The organism is Lactobacillus sp. M0393 (genome assembly GCF_016102025.1).
Lineage (GTDB): Bacteria > Bacillota > Bacilli > Lactobacillales > Lactobacillaceae > Lactobacillus > Lactobacillus melliventris.
In genome coordinates, this window is record NZ_JACFPK010000001.1 from 136,140 (window position 1) to 153,440 (window position 17,301).

The window sequence follows — 17,301 nt, forward strand, 5'->3', positions numbered from 1 at the left end:
GCCTTTTTGTTTTCAAAATATTAGCCTCATGAATTTGAGTACTTCATTCTTAAAACCTGGTATTTTCAATAATCGTATAATCTCGTTGATCGTATCGGTTGCGACTAATCGAATATTCAATGGGTTTGCCATTAGTTAACCAGACTATTTGTTCCAGTTCAAGCATAGGGTCATCTTTCTTAGCTGCCAGATATTTCTGATCATATTCATCAGACTTAGTAGCTTTGATTTTGCGATACGCATGACCAAATTTTAGCTTTAATTTTTGGTGGATGTAGTTATATATGGATGAATGCAAAATATCAGTATTTAAGTTGGGAACTAAATTGACTGGCATATAAGTATGCTCAATGACAAGAGGATTATCATCTACAAGTCTTAGTCGAATGATATTATAAACCGGGTCAGAGCTAGTTAAATTAAGGTTTTTTTGAATTTGTTTATTAGGGAAACCAACAGAGAACTTAATAATTTTACTTTTAATATTATCTGCTTTCATCAATTCCATTAAGCCGGTAAACACATTGGCCGGAGAATCAATTTTACTGCGAATAGGGATATCACTCGATACAAAAGTGCCTAAACCAGACTGCTTATAAATTATCCCTTTTCTCTCCAAGCCGTCTAAAGCTTTTTTGACGGTTAATCGACTAACTCCTAGTTCATTAGCTAATGTTTGTTGATTAGGTAACAAATCCCCAGGCTGATAGGTGCCAGCTTTAATTCTACTAACAATAGTTTGAACAACAGCTAAATATTTTGCCTTTGCCATTTTTTAGTCACCACTATTCTGCTAAATTTTTTGATTTTTATTATAAAAAAGATGTCACATATAAGTTTAGCATTATTTGTGACATCTTTTTACTTATTTATTTGATACTTGTTCTTGTTCTTGCATTAATAACATTTTATCGTACTTCTTTGCAAAAGGCCAATAGACGGCTGTCGAAATTAGTAATGTGCAGGCCTGCCAAATAGCCATTTTCCACCCGCCTATTAAGAATCCGGAAATAACTGCCGGTGTTGTCCACGGTGCCGCTACTCCATTAAGAGGTGGTACAATTCCCAGTTTGATTACGAAATATGTTGAAGCTGCCACTATTACTGGCGTTAAGAAAAATGGCACAGCCAGCATAGGATTCATCACGATAGGTATACCAAACAAAAATGGTTCATTAATATTAAAAATACCAGGAACTAGTTCCAGTTTACCAATTGATTTTAGTTGTTCAGATCTTGCTGCTACTAAACAAAATACGATCAAGCCAATTGTTATTCCCGAACCGGTCAGGTTAATGAAGTTGTTATAAAACTCATTAGTAACAATGTGGGCACCATTGGCAAATGTCAATTTTCCTGCCGCAAATAGTCGAGCATTGTCAGCAGTATTGGCTTGTAGCATTGGTGCAACTAAAGAACCCATGATTAAGCCACCATGAACTCCAAAGAACCAGAAGAACGGAACTAAAAATCCGATTGCCAGCGCTCCACCAAATGAGTCTGATATTCCTTGCAGTGGGATTTGTAATGTGTTGTAAATCCAGTTCAAAAAGTCGGTGTGTGCAAATGAACTAAAGCCAGCAAAAATTAACATTGCTCCAATGAGAATAATCCCAGCTGGAATCATTGCAGTAAACTGATTGGATACTGCGGGTGGGACAGATTCGGGCATCTTGATAGTCCAGCCGGCTTTCATAATTTTGCTGTAAATCCAGCCAACAAGTAATCCGATAATGATAGCGGCAATCATCCCGTCGCCACCGAGCCATTTGGTATTAATAACGCCAGTAACCGGTGACTGCAAAAATGCTTGTAAAGCATGTGGTAATTTGTCAATGTTTTCAGTAACGGCCTTACCAGTCATGATTGTAGCATTACCATTAGTAATTCCGCCAGCCAAAGCAGCTTTGAGGGGATTATCTATACTTAAATTCTGTAACATGATAAATACAGCTGCAGAAGTTAAGGCCGGTGCTAAAGGTTCAAACTTTTCGTTTTTAACATAGACATAAGCTATACCAATAGCTGCCCATAAACCCATCAACTGGAAAGTAGTGTTATTTGCCTGGGCAAAGAAAGCACCCCAGCCTGACGCATTAATTGCATTAGCAACTGCAGGAATTGGAATATTGCCGAGAATTAAAAATATCGACCCAATAATGATAAACGGTAGTGAATAGACCATACCATTTTGTAAGGCAACAATTGCTTTAGTGTTAACGAATTTCATTATTGGAGGCAATATCTTTTTGTTAATAAAGGCACTGAAACCTGATTTTTCTTGATTAGCCATTATAATTCATCTCCATTATTTTTAAATGTTTTTTGAAACCAATAAAATGATTTTTTGGGTACTCTTTTTAAATCTTTTAAATCATGATTTGATCTATTGACGTAAACCGCCCCGTAGCGCTTTTCCATATCGCCCTGAGAGCTGGGAATATCTATTAACCCCCAGCCTAAATACCCTAAAACTTGAGCACCATCTAAAAAAATTGCATCTTTCATAGCCTTGATGTGCTCTTGGTGATAGTTGATACGTTGATCATCCTGAATCATGTGTTGCCCGTCCCACTTTTCTCTGAGGCCAATGCCATTTTCAATAGGAAAAATCGGGATATGGTAGTGATTGTACATAGTAGTGATCGCATTTCTAAAACCAAGGGGGTCAATTGTCCAGCCCCATTCATTCGTCTTAACGTATTTTGCCGGTACACCACCTTGTAATAAGTAGCGGTTAGGTGCTTCGCCTTTTGGAAGATGATCACTTGACAACACCCATGAAGAATAATAAGAAAAAGCGAGGAAATCAGCTTGTGCCTTTTTCATATCAGCTATGTCTTCTTCAGTTATGTCCATATTAATGTCATTATTTTTAGCATATTGTAGGACTTCTGGGGAGTACCCCCGACCCGTATCAGCATCATAAATATTAAAATTTAAAAATTCTTGCACTTGTTTAGCTGCCCAAACATCTTCGGGCTTGCTGGTCTGCGGGTAAATTTGTTGGTAGGCTAACATACCGCCAATCTTGACATCAGTAAAGTTTTCATGAATGTAGTTGGCTAACTTTATATGACACATCATTGTGTGGTGAAAAATGGTATACATGTCAGATAAGCTTTTATCGCCATTTTGGTATCCAGAAATATTGAAGGCTTGGTCTTGGAAATATAAGTTATGTTCATTGAATACAATCCAGTATTTAACGCGATCAGAGAAATGATCAATCATTTTTTTGCCAAATCTGATAAAAGCATTAACAACATGTTTTGAAATAAAACCATTGTATGCTTGAGCTAATTTAAGCGGCATATCAAAATGATAGAGACAAACCATTGGCTCGATTCCTCGCTCCAGCATAGCGTCAATTAAATGATCATAAAATTCGATTCCCTTCTCATTAAATGCACCATCTCCGTTTGGACAAACTCGTGACCATGAAATTTGAATACGATACATATTCATATTCATTTCTTTCATAATATCGAGGTCTTCTTTATATCTATGATATTCATCGATTGCTACATGCCAGTCTGACGTGTTGGCAGAAGGCTGGCGAATATCATAGACTGATAAACCTTTTCCATCTTCGTTCCAAGCACCTTCAGTTTGCATACTTGAAACAGAATTTCCCCAAAAAAAGCTTTTTGGCAACTTTCTTTGTTCTTTCATTCAGTCGCACTCCTTTTATGCAAGTGTTTACAAATTACACATAAAGTATATATTTTTAAAACAATAAAATCAATATTTTATTTATAAAAATATATACTTAAAAGTAAAATAAAAAATACTTCGAAAAAATTTCGAAGTATTAAATAGAAGTTATTAAAGCTTTTGTGCTACTACTGAAAAGGTTAATGGCACTTGCGGTAAATTTGTTGGTTGTATCCAGCCTTCTTGGTCTTTATCATAGATTAATGAAGGTAAAGACTGCCAATCACTAACCTGGTATTCTCCGACATTTTTAATAGTCAAACCGGCATTAATTAATGTATTAATAATTTCTGCAAAATCATGCGCCCAATTATGATTAGTTTGATGTTTAATTTTTCCAGTAGAATTTGGGGTATATGAAGCATCTGATTCATAGGTATTTTCAGTGCCACTAAAGTAATTAAACTTAATTTCCAGTCCAGCATTATCCAGTGCAAACAGTAGTGGATGATTATCGCGAATCATAAAAATACCACCGGGCGCTAATAATTGCGCAATTGATTGTGCCCAAGACTTTAGTTCAGGTAGCCAGGTAATCGTACCGGCACTGGTTACGATTATATCAAATTTACCTGTTTTTTCTGGTAAAGCTTTGGCGGCATAACGGGCGTCACCTTCTACATAGGTGATTGGAGTATTAGCCTCATTAGCTAGCTTGCGAGCATATTTTAAAGCTACAGGTGAAAAGTCAAGGCCATATACATCTTTAGCACCTAGGCGTGCCCAGCTAAGAGTATCATCACCAATGTGGCATTGCAGATGAAGTAGTCGTTTGTTTTTAACCGTATTATGAGATAAGTATGGCTTGAGTACGGCGAAGTCACGCTTAACAGTTGTAGTAACAGCACCTTTATCTTTAACAAACTGAGTGAGATCGCCATAGCCACCATTTGCATGTACAACAGCACGGTCATTCCAGTTGTTTAAATTGTCAGTGATTTCCGAGTGCTCATTTTCTAATTGCATAAATTTTCTCCTATAATTAAAGAAAATACTACAGTTTCAGTTTGTCATATGAAACAATTTTCATTTCTTTATCCGTCATATTCATTATGGTAATTGAAGCGTTACGAGGCCGCTTTTTAATTTCAAAATCGCCGTAGCGATCAGCAATGCTGTGGATGGTAAAGCCATGAGTAACAAGTAAGATATTTTCTGCGCCATCTAACTGGCTGATTAATTTAAAACCTTTATCTAGTCTTTGCCAATACTCATGGGCATTCTCAGCGTCATGAAACGGGTCAGCTTCTTTAATCCAATCTTTAACAGTGTCTAGTGATTCGTTTTTAAGCATTTCTGCGTGGCTGGTGTAACCATGTGGGCCGCTAATCATTTGCCAAGCAGCATCCGAATCCATACCTTCAAAATAGCCGTAAAAATGTTCACGGAAAAATGGGGTGGCAATGTGCTGAATTTCATCATGATTAATGTTGTGCTTAATAATAATATCGCAAGTATCACTTGCTCTCTTAAGATCACTTGACAAGGCGATATCAAAAGGAATGTCTTTCAAAACTTTTCCCACTTGTTCTGCGCCTGCTATTCCTTTTTCTGTTAGTGGTGTGTCACACCAGCCCTGCATTTTGTTATAGCGATTAATATAGGTTTCACCGTGACGCACAATATATATTCTTTTCATTTTACTCCTCGCAAATTTTTAACTTATTTCCCGTATAATTTTTCAACCTTGGCAACATCAACGGGTTCAATTGAGTAGAGCGAACCAGTTGGATACATTACCGAAACGCCATTATTATGTTTAAGACCTATTGCATGTCCCAATTCATGTTCAACAGTATTAAGAATGCGTTGATACGTATAATTATATGGTGAGAAATTCTGTAAATAATAAATGTTCAGCCTGGTTAAAGCAGAGTACATAATCCCGGTTTTAACGTAATAATGAAAGGTAGTATAACCGGCATAGTTCGTGTTGGGACTGTAAATCTGCTCTATCACAATCTTAGCATTTTTCTTGCTTTTAGCTTGGGTAAAAGTAAAGGCTTTAGTATCATTCCATGCTTTAATCGCGTCATTAGTAGCGGAAATCAGTTCTTGATTATCATTAAGATCAATGTAGACCGAAGCTGTAGGCTTTTTCCAGCGCCAAGAAGTTGCAACAGCGACATGCTTCTTTTTAGCTTTTTTGTGTTTTTTAGTTTTCTTTTTAGCCTTTTTAGCATAAACAGTCTGCGAAGGCCAGTTAGTTAAAGGGTTATCAGCAACGGGAGTTATTGCACTTCCAATTGTCAGAATTGCAACTAGTGCACACGCTAATTTAGAGAAAAAATGACGAAAATTTTTCATACTTTAATCACTCCATTATCTTACATTATATAAGAAAAATGGTGAAAGTATCATATTTTACTAACTTTAGCATATTAAATTATAGTCATAAACTGCCTAAATTATCTTAATTGCCCCTATTTTACTGGTTGAAAAAATAAGTGCAGGATTTTAATATAAACCGATTTCATGGTAAAATAGAATGCAAGTTTTGAAAAAATAGGTGAGTTTATGACAAAAGCGATGGATGATAAAGAATTTGAGCAAAAACATCTCGACCGGATTTTGAAAATGATTAGAGCTAAAAAGTCCGAGTTGTCTTCGTCAATTAAGTCCGCTGAAGGTGAGGCCCAAGATCTTAATTCACACTTTTTTGATGATGTAAAACTAGATTATGACGGTTATTCAACGTCAATGGAAACTGCATTGTCTATTCACCAACAGCAGCAACTGCTTGATGAACGTCAAAATGCCTGGCAGCATGCCGCAAAGCAACTGAGTACAGTGCAAAAGTTAGAACAAAGGCCATATTTTGCCAGAGTAGATTTTAAAGAGAACGGGGAGAAGCCAGAGACTATTTATATTGGTTTGGGCTCCTTTGCTGATAAAAATAACCATTTTCTGATTTATGATTGGCGGGCACCAATTTCTTCAATTTATTATGATGGGAAAATTGGGAAAGTTTCTTATATGTCACCTGAAGGTGAAATTACCGTTGATATGACTAAAAAGCGGCAGTTCATGATTAAGGATGGCAAGATCGTTAATATGTTTGATACCAATGAATCCATTGGCGATCAAATGTTGCTGGAAGTTTTGGGTGAAAAATCCGGCACCCAGATGAAATCAATTGTCACGACTATTCAGCGTGAGCAGAATAAGATCATTAGAAATACCAGTGCCGACTTGCTTTTTGTTCAAGGTGCAGCTGGTTCTGGTAAAACTTCTGCCATCTTGCAAAGAATAGCTTACCTGCTTTATCGCTATCGGGGCAACCTCACTAGTAGTGATGTCATTATGTTCAGTCCAAACCAATTGTTTAACGATTACATCAAGAATGTTTTACCTGAAATGGGTGAACAAAACATGGTGCAAATGACCTATTGGCAGTTTGTGGCGAGGAGACTGCCGGGAATGACAGTCGAAAACTTGTTTGACCAATTTGAAGATAGCGCAGCTGATTCTGCTATCAGCCAGTTTAAGGACTCTACCAACTTCTTTAATTTATTACATCATTATGCTAAGCACCTTAATAATCGGGGGGTAATTTTTAAAAATATTTACTTCCGCAATAAAAAGAAACCATTTTTTACGAAAGAAAAAATCAGTGAACTCTACTATTCATTTAATTCCAACTATAATTTAAGCAACAGAATTGACGCTACACGTGAGGAATTAATTAAGTCACTTAATCGTAAAATTAATGGTGAAACTAAAAAGGCGTGGGTAGCGGATGCAATTCAAAACCTCAGCCAGGAACAATTGAATGCTTTGTATGATCGACCGGACCAGGAATTCGAATCTGAGGAAAAAGAAGAAAAATTCCTTAGCCGTAAAATCGTGGTCAAAGCACTGGAAAAAGTTTTCCAGCAAATAAGACGCAATAATTTTATTAACATGCGTGCCCAATATCTGAGCTTTTTACGTGCAGTTCCTAAAATGACTGATTTAGCTAAATGGCAAATTAGCGAAAAAGACTGGGAAAAACATGTTGAAGATGTTAAGCAAAGCTTTATGAAACATTATATTCATATGAATGATGTTTCAGCGTATTTGTATCTTTATGATCTAATTACGGGTCGTCACGTGGATTATGAAATGCGCTATGCTTTTATTGATGAAATTCAAGATTATACCCCGTTTCAACTTTGTTATCTCAAGTATAATTTTCCCCGCGCCAAATTTACGATGCTGGGTGACTTAAATCAGGCTATTTTTACCAAAGACGAAAGCAGGAGCCTGCTTAAGCAGATTAGTGGTCTATTTGATCCTGAAAAAACTGATGTGGTGCAATTAACCAAATCATATCGCTCAACCAAGCAACTGACAGAATTTACCAAGCAAATTCTGCGGCAAGGCGAAAAAATTGAATCATTTAACCGTCAAGGGCCTAAACCAGTTCTGTGGGGGCGGTCCAATAATACTGCTGCTATGCAGGTACTAGAACAAATTTTAAGTGAAAATGATCAAACCAAATTGACAACGGCGATCATCACCAAAGATTTAGTCAGCGCGAAAATTGTAGCGCAGCAACTAAAAGAGGATAGGGTGAAGGCGACGCTAATTGCTACTGCCAATCAACGTTTGGTAGATGGTACTCTTGTCATCCCGTCATATTTAGCTAAGGGTCTGGAATTTGACGCAGTCATTATGTGGGCTGCTTCAAAAGAAAATTATCATCGCATTGATGAAACACAACTTGTCTACACAATTACTTCTCGTGCAATGTACAAGCTTGATATTATTTATGCAAATGAAAAGAGCCCACTTCTTGAAGTAGACCCAGAAACATATATAGAAAAATAGGTGATTCTATGACTGAAAGTGAAAAATTTACGTTTAAGACAGTTGCGCAAATGACTGGGCGGGAAATGTTTTGCGTTGCTCGTTTGCGGATAGATACATTTGTAACGGAACAGGAAATTACGGTACCCGAGCTGGATGACGAAGATTTGGCTGCCATTCAAGTCTATTTACTGAATGATCAAAAAACTAACGCTCTGGCTGTTTGCCGCATTTTTCAAGAAAAAGGCAAGTGGTTGTTAGGCAGAGTAGCAGTTGCTAAAACGGCCCGCGGGCAAAAACTGGGTACCAAAATGATGACTCAGGTTCATGAATACTTGCGTAATCAGGGAGTTGACCGCCTTTATTGTCATGCACAATGGCAGGCTAAACCCTTCTACGACTTTTTAGGCTACCATACTAAAGGTGAGCCTTTTACAGAAGCTGACATTAAGCATGTAATGATGTATAAGGATTTATAAGATGAAAACTTGCACTATAATTGTGCAAGTTTTTGTTTAATTGCCGCTACTACCAGGTTAATTAAGATTTGATTTCCTGCAGCTGTAAGATGCTGTCCATCTTCTTGGTAATATGAAGATAAATTTTTTAACTGACAAAAATTAGCGATCAAGTTAATGAAAGGAATGTTATATTTGCGGGCACAATCTATAGCGATTTGATTATAAATTGTCATATTTTGGTGATTGTAGTATTGCATAATATACTTATTATTAGGATCCTCATAAGCAGGACCTACAATAATCATTTTCGAAGCACCAATACTTTTAACCATGTCGTTAAGATTGGCGGCATACTCAGCACTACTGATTCCCCAACCAGTAGACATGTCGTTTGTACCATATTCAAGGACCACTATGTCAGAATCTGTTGGAATTAAGTTTAAACGCTGCTTGCCTTGAGCTGTTGTGGCACCACTTAAAGATAAATTGCTAATTAGAGCTTGACCAGCAAATTCTTTTTGCACTCCAGTAGTTACTATTTTAGTATCATGACCAGCACGGTAACCATTAAACAGGGAGTCACCAAATAAGATTATTTTTTTCATAGTTTTGCCTTTCTGTATGATTAAGGAAATTAATTAAAGAACTTTATGTTTTTATTTTACTATATTATAAGAATTAAAATTCAAGGATATCTAGGATGAAAAATTATTTACAGTTTAATAGAGAAGAATGGCAGTCACTGTCTGCCACTGAACCGGTTAAAATAACTCAAGATGAATTGGCTAAGATTAAATCTTTAGGAGATATTATCAATTTAACTGATGTGCAAGAGGTATACGACAGTTTAATCAAATATCTTTATTTAGTCTATCAAGAAAAGCGGACTTTGCAGCAAAAGCAAGGGCGTTTTTTACACCAAAAAGTTGCAAGCGCCCCCTTTATTATTGGCATTTCAGGTTCCGTAGCAGTGGGGAAGTCAACTACTGCACGGCTTTTGCAAATATTACTTAGTCGTTCATATCCAGGTTTAAAAGTGCACTTAATGACTACAGATGGTTTTATTTATTCCAATCAAGAATTAACCAGGCGCAATTTAACCGACCGCAAAGGTTTTCCCGAAAGTTATAATATGAACTTGCTTATTAATTTTTTACAAGATGTCTTAAGTGGCAAGAAAGACATTGTTTACCCCCTATATTCTCAGGAGTTAAGTGATATTGTTCCCGGAAAATATGGTCACGTATGTGAGCCTGATATTTTAATTATTGAGGGAATTAACACGTTGCAACTACCTACCAATGGTCAAATTGTAACCAGCGATTTTTTCGATTTTTCGATTTATATTGACGCACCAGAAGACCTGATTGAAAAATGGTTTATGCAGCGTTTTGTCAGATTGCTGGAGCTCAATAAAAATAATCCACATAACTTTTATTATGAAATGGCTAATGGGCCACGGGATGAAGCTCTCACATTTGCACAAGAAACTTGGCAAATGGTAAATTTGGTTAATTTGCGGGAATATATTGCCCCTACCAAACAGCGTGCCAGTTTGATTTTGCATAAAACTGCTGGCCATGTTATTGACAAAATTTATCTCAAACAAATCTAGCGTGTAGCGGGGATAACTTTAATTTATAAGAGGCTTTAAAATAATGATATTGGGAGATAGCAGGAGAAACAAATGTTACTGTTAAACAGAAGTGATATTGAAAAATGTTATTCACTAAAAGATTGTATTGCTGCGGTCAGTGACGCTTTTCGTTACTTTTCTGCCAGCAAAGTAGATGTACCATTAAGAACTCAAATTCTTAAGCAAAATGGTAAGGATACTTTCTTATGTATGCCCGCTTTTTGTGAAGATTACGAAGCTGCATGCGTGAAAGTATTGAATATGTTTCCTGAAAATATTAGTCAGGGAGTACCTTCTATTAATGCCCAAGTTCTAAATATTGATGCCCAAACCGGTATAGTTAATGCTATATTGGACGGTAATTATGTGACCCAATTACGCACCGGCTCTGCTGCAGGAGTTGCACTCAAGTACTTGGCAAAAAAGAATTGTAAAAAGGGTGCCTTAATTGGCACTGGCGGACAGGCTGCAACTCAGCTTGAAGCCATGTTGATTGTGCGAGACCTGGATGAGGTGGCCGTAAGTGACCTTGATTTTGAACGTGCTCAAAAGTTTGCTGTGAAAATGCAAAAGGACTTGGCCCAATACCACACCAAAATCACGGCGGTTGAGACTGGTAATGAAGCGGTACAGGATGCAGATGTGGTCATATCTGTCACGCCGTCAACTAAACCAGTTTATGATGCTCACTTTATTAAGCAAGGTGCTACTATTTGCGGTGTAGGTGCCTATCAACCACAGATGGAAGAAACACCAGCAGAACTAGTTGCTAAAGCAGATAAAATTTACTTTGATTCTAAAGACGCTGTTTTGGCTGAATCGGGTGACATAATTATTCCGTTAAATAAAGGCTTGATTTCTAATGCCGACTTTACTGGTGAAATTGGTCAAGTCGTGAGCGGCGAATTAACAGGACGCGAAAATGATAACGAAGTAATTTTCTTTGAAACGGTTGGTATCGCGGCTCAAGATCTAATGGCCGCAAAGTCTATTTATAATAACGCTGTAAAGCATAACGTTGGAACTCAAGTTAACATGTAAGTCTCAACTTTTTAGTTTATTTAAAATGATTGATTTTATGGTGTTGATAAAGTCCAAATTTTGCTATACTAATCATTATGAATGAGATTTATTTATTATTGATAAAAAAGTTTGCTTTACCTCCGGCGTGGTTTCCTGAAGTCAATAATTAATTTAATAAATGGATTTAAAGGAGTAAAAAATGGTACAAGCAATAAACTTAAAAAAAGGTATGGTTTTTAGTCAAGACGGCAAATTAATTCGGGTTTTGAAAGCTAACCACCATAAGCCGGGAAAGGGCAACACCGTTATGCAAATGGATTTGCGCAACGTTGAAAGTGGTGCTGTGGTTCATAAGACTATGCGTCCAACTGAGAAAGTAGATTTAGTTGATATCACTAAGAAAAACGCACAATATCTTTATAATGAGGGTGATATTTATACTTTCATGGATACTGAAACTTACGAACAATATGAAGTTTCAAGTGAACAATTAGGTGATGACAAACTTTATCTGATGCCTAATATTGAAGTTCAGTTGGAATTTGCTAATGACAGTAAATTGCTGGGTGTGGAATTACCGTCAACTGTAACGATGAAAGTAACTCATACTGAACCAGGCATTAAAGGTGCTACTGTTACCGGTTCTGGTAAACCAGCCACAATGGAAACCGGATTAGTAGTTCAAGTTCCCGACTTTATTAAAGAAGGGGAGGAGCTGGTTATCAATACAGCTGAAGGTTCCTATAAGTCGAGAGCTGAAGGAAGTAAATAATTATAGTAAAGGGTGCAGCCGCAATGACTGCATTTTATTTTTCTTGTTTAACGGTTGCAATTCTGCATACTCTCAAGTATATTCCAAACATAAAAAGCGCTTGCAGAAAAATATCTAATTGTGTATAATATTTTACATAAATAAAAATGGATTGTTACTCTTTGAGGCATTACCATTAGTCGAAGTATTTTTGAATACTTACTAATTGTTGTGCTTCAAAGAGTTTTTTTGTTAAGGGGGAAATTGTGTTTAATTTTTTCAAGAAGAAAACTACCAAATTTACTGTTACTGCACCTATTCCAGGAATATTGAAAAATTTAAGCGAAGTAAAAGATCCAGTCTTTTCACAGAAAATGATGGGAGATGGCTTTGCAATAAGCTTATCTTCCACAGCGACCAGTGTTTTTGCACCAGTAGCCGGAAAAATTGTTTCATTACCTGAAAGTCACCATGCAGTTGGGATAGTTACACAGGATGGGGATGAGGTACTTGTTCATATTGGTATAGACACAGTTAATTTAAATGGACAAGGCTTTTCAGCCGTAGTTGAGCAGAATGAAGAAATAACGCAAGGTCAAGAATTAGTTAGACTGAGTCGTGAGTTCCTTGAGAGCAAAGAAGTTGATCTGACTACTATGATCATCTTTACCAAATTAATTCCAGAGCATCAAGGCTGGAAAATGACTAAAAATTATGGCGATAATGTAACTAATCTGGATATAATAGTCGAAAAATAAGTTTAATGGGAGTATCTAAATGCAGGTTGTTAAACGGATAAATAATAACGTAGCAGTTTGTTTAGATCAAAATCACGACGAATTAGTAGCGTTTGGTAAAGGCATTGGCTATCCAAAAACTCCGTATGAACTAACTGATTTAAGTAAAATCAAAATGACTTTTTACCGAATTGATAGTCGTAATTTCAAACTGATTCAAGAAATTCCGGAAAGCGTTTTAGAGGTTAGTGCCGATATTGTTCAGCAAGCGCAAACTATTTTAAACCAAGACTTAAATCAAAATATTCTTTTTAGCCTGGCAGACCATATTAACTTTGCAATTGAACGCTCAAGAAAAGGGGTACGAATTGACTATCCATTTTCATATGATATTCAGTCCTTTTACCCGCAAGAATGCCAAGTTGGTGAGATTGCCTTAAAAATGATTGAACAAAAGCTAAACATAAAATTACCCTCAGAAGAAATAATTGCGATAGCAATGCATTTTATTAATTCTCAAGTAGTTACAAAATTGCAAATAAGTAAAGAGAGTTTTGACTCAATTGCCGACTTAATCGTAAAAGAGATTGAAAAGCAATTTAAGCTAAAAGTTAATCGTAAATCTTTTATCTACAACAGATTTATTACGCATTTAAGATACTACTTGAAGCGGTTAGAAAATGACGAACAAATTAATGATGGTTCCAGTAAATTACTCAGGAAAAGTTTTAAAGAGAACTATTCAAAAGTGTATCGATGTACAGTCGATATCATTAATCAGATTGATGAAAAACTAAGAACAAATACTACTGATGATGAAGAATTTTACTTAATGATTTATGTTCAAAGAATGATCGCACAATTAAATGATAAGGAAAGCAATGATGAATAAAAAATATCAGGAAATGGCTCGGCAAATTGTTACTGCAGTTGGTGGCAATGAAAATGTTGTTAGTGTAACCCATTGTATGACAAGGTTAAGATTTAATCTTAAGGATATGAGCATACCAAAAGATGATGAGATAAAAAATATTACGGGCGTACTTGGAACTGCAAGATCTGGGGGACAATATCAAATTATTATCGGCCAAACGGTTAATGAAGTTTATGATGCGGTTACTGCCGTGGGTAATTTAACTGAAGCTGCACCAGTGACTGAAAAAAAAGATAACGTAAAAAGTGAATCTGAAAAATTAACGTGGAAATCTGTTGGAAATACAATTTTAAATAAAATTGCTGGCAGTCTAACGCCACTTATTCCCATGTTGATTGCAGCATCAATGTTTAAAATGTTGGTGGCAGTACTTGGTCCAACTATGCTAAATGTTATTTCTGTACATAGTGACTTGTATCAATTATTTAGTTTTGTTGGTGACGCTGGCTTTTACTTCTTCCCCATTGCGATTGGTTATACTGCAGCTAAACAATTTAATACTTCTCCAATTTTAGGGATTTTTCTAGGAGCAATTATGCTTGATCCAGGATTGGTAAAAATTGTTGCAGCGGGAAAGCCGTTTACCGTATATGGTATTCCTATGCATTTGACTAATTATGCCAGTTCGGTTTTGCCAATCTTACTGTCAGTTTGGATAATGTCATATATCGAGCGCTTCTTTAATAAGCATATTACTGCATCATTGCGGACTATACTTGCACCTACATTAACAATTGCTATTATGCTGCCACTTGCTCTTTGCGTACTTGGACCACTTGGAGGATTTGTAGGTGAATATGTTTCTAAGGGAATTATTTCCTTTGGTCAACTGGGTGGTATTGCCGCTATTATTGGCGTAGGATTAATAGGCGCTTTGTGGGAGCTTTTAGTGATCACAGGGATGCATTTAGTGATGATCAGTGCAATGATTACAATTGTAGCACAGACAGGTCATGACAACTTCATTATTCTCGGTTCTCTAGCTGCCAGTTTTGCGGTAGCTGGTATGAGTTTAGGTGCAGCACTACGTTTAAAAGACAAAAAAGAAAAATCACTTGCATTTAGTTACTTTATTGCCAATTTTATTGGTGGTGTTACAGAGCCAGGCTTATACGGATTAGCAATTAAATATCGTAGACCATTCGTTGGTATGATGATAGGTGGATTTGCTGGTGGTATATACGCTGCCATAATGCATGTCTCTGGCTATGTAATTGTGCCGGTAGCTAATTTCATGTCATTAACTGCTTATGTAGGCGGATCTACTGCAAACTTAATCAATGGTATTGTAAGTGCAGCAATTGCCTTAATAGTAGCAGCTATTGCTACCTATGTTATTGGCGTTGAACCCAAAAATAAATAGGAGGAAAATATGAAAAATATAATTATTCGCGCAGATGATCTTGGTTATTCCAAAGGAGTTAATTACGGAATTTATGAAAGTGTCAAACATGGTCTGATCAATAATGTTGGTGTAATGGTCAATATGAAAGATACACTTCATGGGTTGGACCTATTGAAAGGATTTGATCTTGATATTGGGATGCATACAGTGATTTGTGCAGGTAAGCCATTGACTGATCCAGAAAAAATACCAAGTTTAGTAACATCTGATGGCTCATTTAAGCCATCTAAGGTCTATCGAACTACAGACCACGATGTGGTTAATCTGGATGAAGTGATCGTTGAAATTGAAGCACAATACCAATATTTTTTAAAAATTGTTGGCAAAAAGCCTGATTATTTCGAAGCGCACGCTGTATACAGTGCAAACTTGTTAAAGGGTCTTGAAGTAGTTGCTGAAAGACATAATTTACCATTGTTACCATTCGATTTAGACTTAAATCCTGTTAAGTTTAAAAAGAATACGACAATTACAACTTTTATGGACAGTATGAAACCAAATTATGATCCCTATCGTACTTTCGCTCATACTATTGAATTTGCTTTAGCTAATTCGTCTGATAATGTACCAATGATGGTTTGTCATCCAGGATATTTAGACCAGAGTATCATTCAGCAATCCAGTCTAACTATTCCGCGTACTCAAGAAGTGGACTTTTTATGTGATCCGAAGGTAGCACAGGAAATTGCAGACAAGGGATTGCATTTAGCCAGATATACAGAGTTAAGCTGAAATAATAGTGAGTCTTAAGGAATAGAAAATAAAAAGTCTTGGTGGTTAAATTTTTTCTGACCAACAAAAAGGCATTGAGTGTTGTTGCTCAATGCTTTTTTCATACAGCTTTTTTCGTGATCCTGATACTATTTATCAGTTTAAATAGTTCAGAAACCCTAACATCATGAATCAAAATTGGCTATTGCCTGTTTTTTAATATGACTAATAGCCAACTTTTATTACTAAATATCACCTACAGCTTTTCTGGTAGTAAGCATTGACTTTTGTAAATCAGCTTCTTCTTGCAAGCATGAAGTCAAAATATCAATTAGATACATATTCGAAAACTGGGAATTAATAAATTTCTCGTTATTAGCAAAGCGCGGATTATATACGTGAAAAATCAGGTCGCTAAGTTGAGCAACAGGATTTTCGAGATAACTGGTAATCGAAACGATTTTTGCCCGATGTTTCTGCGCTAAGGTCAGTGTTTTAACAATGCAGTCAGTTGTACCGCTATTTGATACAGCTAAAAAAAGATCATTACTGTTGGCAATACTAGCACGCATTTCCATCCAATTTGGATCGCTGAAGCTTTGAGCATCGAAACCCATTCGCATAAGTCTCAGACCAAATGTAGCAGCAGAAACACCGGAACTACTGGAACCAATTACAATAATATGTTCTTGCTTTTTTAACAACGCAATAAACTGCTTGATTAGACTTTGATCTATCATTTGCTGAGTATTTTTAATAACTGTTTGATAAAAAGTAAAAACTTCACTTAAAATGTCATCTTTTTGTTTAGGAACAGTATTAATTAAATGATGACCAATGCTAACCTTCATGTCGGAATAACTTTGACAGCCGATTTTCTTGACGAACCTGGTAATGGTTGAAATAGAGGTTGAAGTGTGACGTGCCAGTTCAGTAATTTTCATATTATTTATTTGAGGACTGTTTTGCAAAATATAATTGGCAATAACTTTTTCATTTTTAGAAAAATTCAAATAATTTTTTTGGATTGCTATAAGTGGATTCAAAATAATTTCCTCCCAAGAAAGCCTTAAAGTTTATTGTAAGCGGATAGATTTGCTTTTTTTCATTGTACTACATTTTATCAAAAATGAAA

Annotated in this window: 17 protein-coding genes; 9 read left to right on the forward strand and 8 right to left on the reverse strand. The window is 36.2% G+C overall.

Going from position 1 to position 17,301, the window contains the following annotated elements; all coding sequences use genetic code 11:
• Positions 1 to 49 precede the first annotated feature (49 nt).
• The 6 genes from H3R29_RS00665 to H3R29_RS00690 form a co-directional block, all read right to left on the reverse strand.
• Positions 50 to 772 (reverse strand): GntR family transcriptional regulator, encoded by a 723-nt coding sequence (locus H3R29_RS00665; RefSeq protein ID WP_198202275.1) that lies wholly within the window; start codon positions 770 to 772, stop codon positions 50 to 52.
• Between the two features lie 93 nt (positions 773 to 865).
• Positions 866 to 2,293 (reverse strand): PTS sugar transporter subunit IIC, encoded by a 1,428-nt coding sequence (locus tag H3R29_RS00670; RefSeq protein ID WP_198202276.1) that lies wholly within the window; start codon positions 2,291 to 2,293, stop codon positions 866 to 868.
• Positions 2,293 to 3,675, reverse strand: coding sequence for a glycoside hydrolase family 1 protein (locus H3R29_RS00675; RefSeq protein WP_198202277.1), 1,383 nt, complete (start codon positions 3,673 to 3,675; stop codon positions 2,293 to 2,295). Before H3R29_RS00675 ends, H3R29_RS00670 begins: the two co-directional genes overlap by 1 nt.
• A gap of 153 nt (positions 3,676 to 3,828) precedes the next feature.
• Positions 3,829 to 4,683: a bifunctional 2-polyprenyl-6-hydroxyphenol methylase/3-demethylubiquinol 3-O-methyltransferase UbiG gene (locus H3R29_RS00680; RefSeq protein ID WP_198202278.1), complete on the reverse strand. Its 855-nt coding sequence runs from the start codon at positions 4,681 to 4,683 to the stop codon at positions 3,829 to 3,831.
• Between the two features lie 28 nt (positions 4,684 to 4,711).
• Positions 4,712 to 5,356 (reverse strand): histidine phosphatase family protein, encoded by a 645-nt coding sequence (locus H3R29_RS00685; RefSeq protein ID WP_046324208.1) that lies wholly within the window; start codon positions 5,354 to 5,356, stop codon positions 4,712 to 4,714.
• Positions 5,357 to 5,379: 23 nt separating this feature from the next.
• Complete coding sequence (locus H3R29_RS00690) at positions 5,380 to 6,024, reverse strand: matrixin family metalloprotease (protein ID WP_198202279.1); 645 nt, start codon at positions 6,022 to 6,024, stop codon at positions 5,380 to 5,382.
• A 210-nt stretch (positions 6,025 to 6,234) separates the two neighbouring features.
• On the opposite strand from H3R29_RS00690, the gene helD reads away from it, so the two are divergent.
• Entirely contained in the window at positions 6,235 to 8,529 is a 2,295-nt protein-coding gene (gene helD, locus H3R29_RS00695) for an RNA polymerase recycling motor HelD (protein ID WP_198202280.1), read from the forward strand.
• A gap of 8 nt (positions 8,530 to 8,537) precedes the next feature.
• On the forward strand, positions 8,538 to 8,987 hold the full coding sequence (locus tag H3R29_RS00700) for a GNAT family N-acetyltransferase (RefSeq protein ID WP_198202281.1): 450 nt from the start codon (positions 8,538 to 8,540) through the stop codon (positions 8,985 to 8,987).
• 14 nt (positions 8,988 to 9,001) lie between these two features.
• On the opposite strand, the gene H3R29_RS00705 is transcribed toward H3R29_RS00700, so the two are convergent.
• The gene (locus H3R29_RS00705) at positions 9,002 to 9,574 is read right to left on the reverse strand and encodes an SGNH/GDSL hydrolase family protein (RefSeq protein WP_187156854.1); all 573 of its coding nucleotides are present in this window, start codon (positions 9,572 to 9,574) and stop codon (positions 9,002 to 9,004) included.
• Between the two features lie 95 nt (positions 9,575 to 9,669).
• Between H3R29_RS00705 and coaA the strand changes: the two genes are divergently transcribed.
• The 7 genes from coaA (at position 9,670) to H3R29_RS00740 (ending at position 16,187) form a co-directional block, all read left to right on the forward strand.
• Positions 9,670 to 10,584: a type I pantothenate kinase gene (gene coaA, locus H3R29_RS00710; RefSeq protein WP_198202282.1), complete on the forward strand. Its 915-nt coding sequence runs from the start codon at positions 9,670 to 9,672 to the stop codon at positions 10,582 to 10,584.
• 72 nt (positions 10,585 to 10,656) lie between these two features.
• Positions 10,657 to 11,646, forward strand: coding sequence for an ornithine cyclodeaminase family protein (locus H3R29_RS00715; protein WP_198202283.1), 990 nt, complete (start codon positions 10,657 to 10,659; stop codon positions 11,644 to 11,646).
• A gap of 181 nt (positions 11,647 to 11,827) precedes the next feature.
• Positions 11,828 to 12,400 carry an elongation factor P gene (gene efp / locus H3R29_RS00720; RefSeq protein ID WP_046324214.1) on the forward strand — a complete coding sequence of 191 codons (573 nt, stop codon included), beginning with the start codon at positions 11,828 to 11,830 and terminating at the stop codon, positions 12,398 to 12,400.
• Positions 12,401 to 12,645: 245 nt separating this feature from the next.
• A complete protein-coding gene (locus H3R29_RS00725; RefSeq protein ID WP_198202284.1) occupies positions 12,646 to 13,137 on the forward strand; it encodes a PTS glucose transporter subunit IIA in 492 nt (163 codons plus the stop codon).
• A gap of 19 nt (positions 13,138 to 13,156) precedes the next feature.
• Positions 13,157 to 14,008: a PRD domain-containing protein gene (locus H3R29_RS00730; RefSeq protein ID WP_046324216.1), complete on the forward strand. Its 852-nt coding sequence runs from the start codon at positions 13,157 to 13,159 to the stop codon at positions 14,006 to 14,008.
• Positions 13,998 to 15,413 carry a PTS transporter subunit EIIC gene (locus tag H3R29_RS00735; RefSeq protein ID WP_198202285.1) on the forward strand — a complete coding sequence of 472 codons (1,416 nt, stop codon included), beginning with the start codon at positions 13,998 to 14,000 and terminating at the stop codon, positions 15,411 to 15,413. Before H3R29_RS00730 ends, H3R29_RS00735 begins: the two co-directional genes overlap by 11 nt.
• A 9-nt stretch (positions 15,414 to 15,422) precedes the next feature.
• Entirely contained in the window at positions 15,423 to 16,187 is a 765-nt protein-coding gene (locus H3R29_RS00740) for a ChbG/HpnK family deacetylase (protein ID WP_198202286.1), read from the forward strand.
• A 224-nt stretch (positions 16,188 to 16,411) separates the two neighbouring features.
• On the opposite strand, the gene H3R29_RS00745 is transcribed toward H3R29_RS00740, so the two are convergent.
• Complete coding sequence (locus H3R29_RS00745) at positions 16,412 to 17,212, reverse strand: MurR/RpiR family transcriptional regulator (RefSeq protein WP_198202287.1); 801 nt, start codon at positions 17,210 to 17,212, stop codon at positions 16,412 to 16,414.
• Positions 17,213 to 17,301 lie beyond the last annotated feature (89 nt).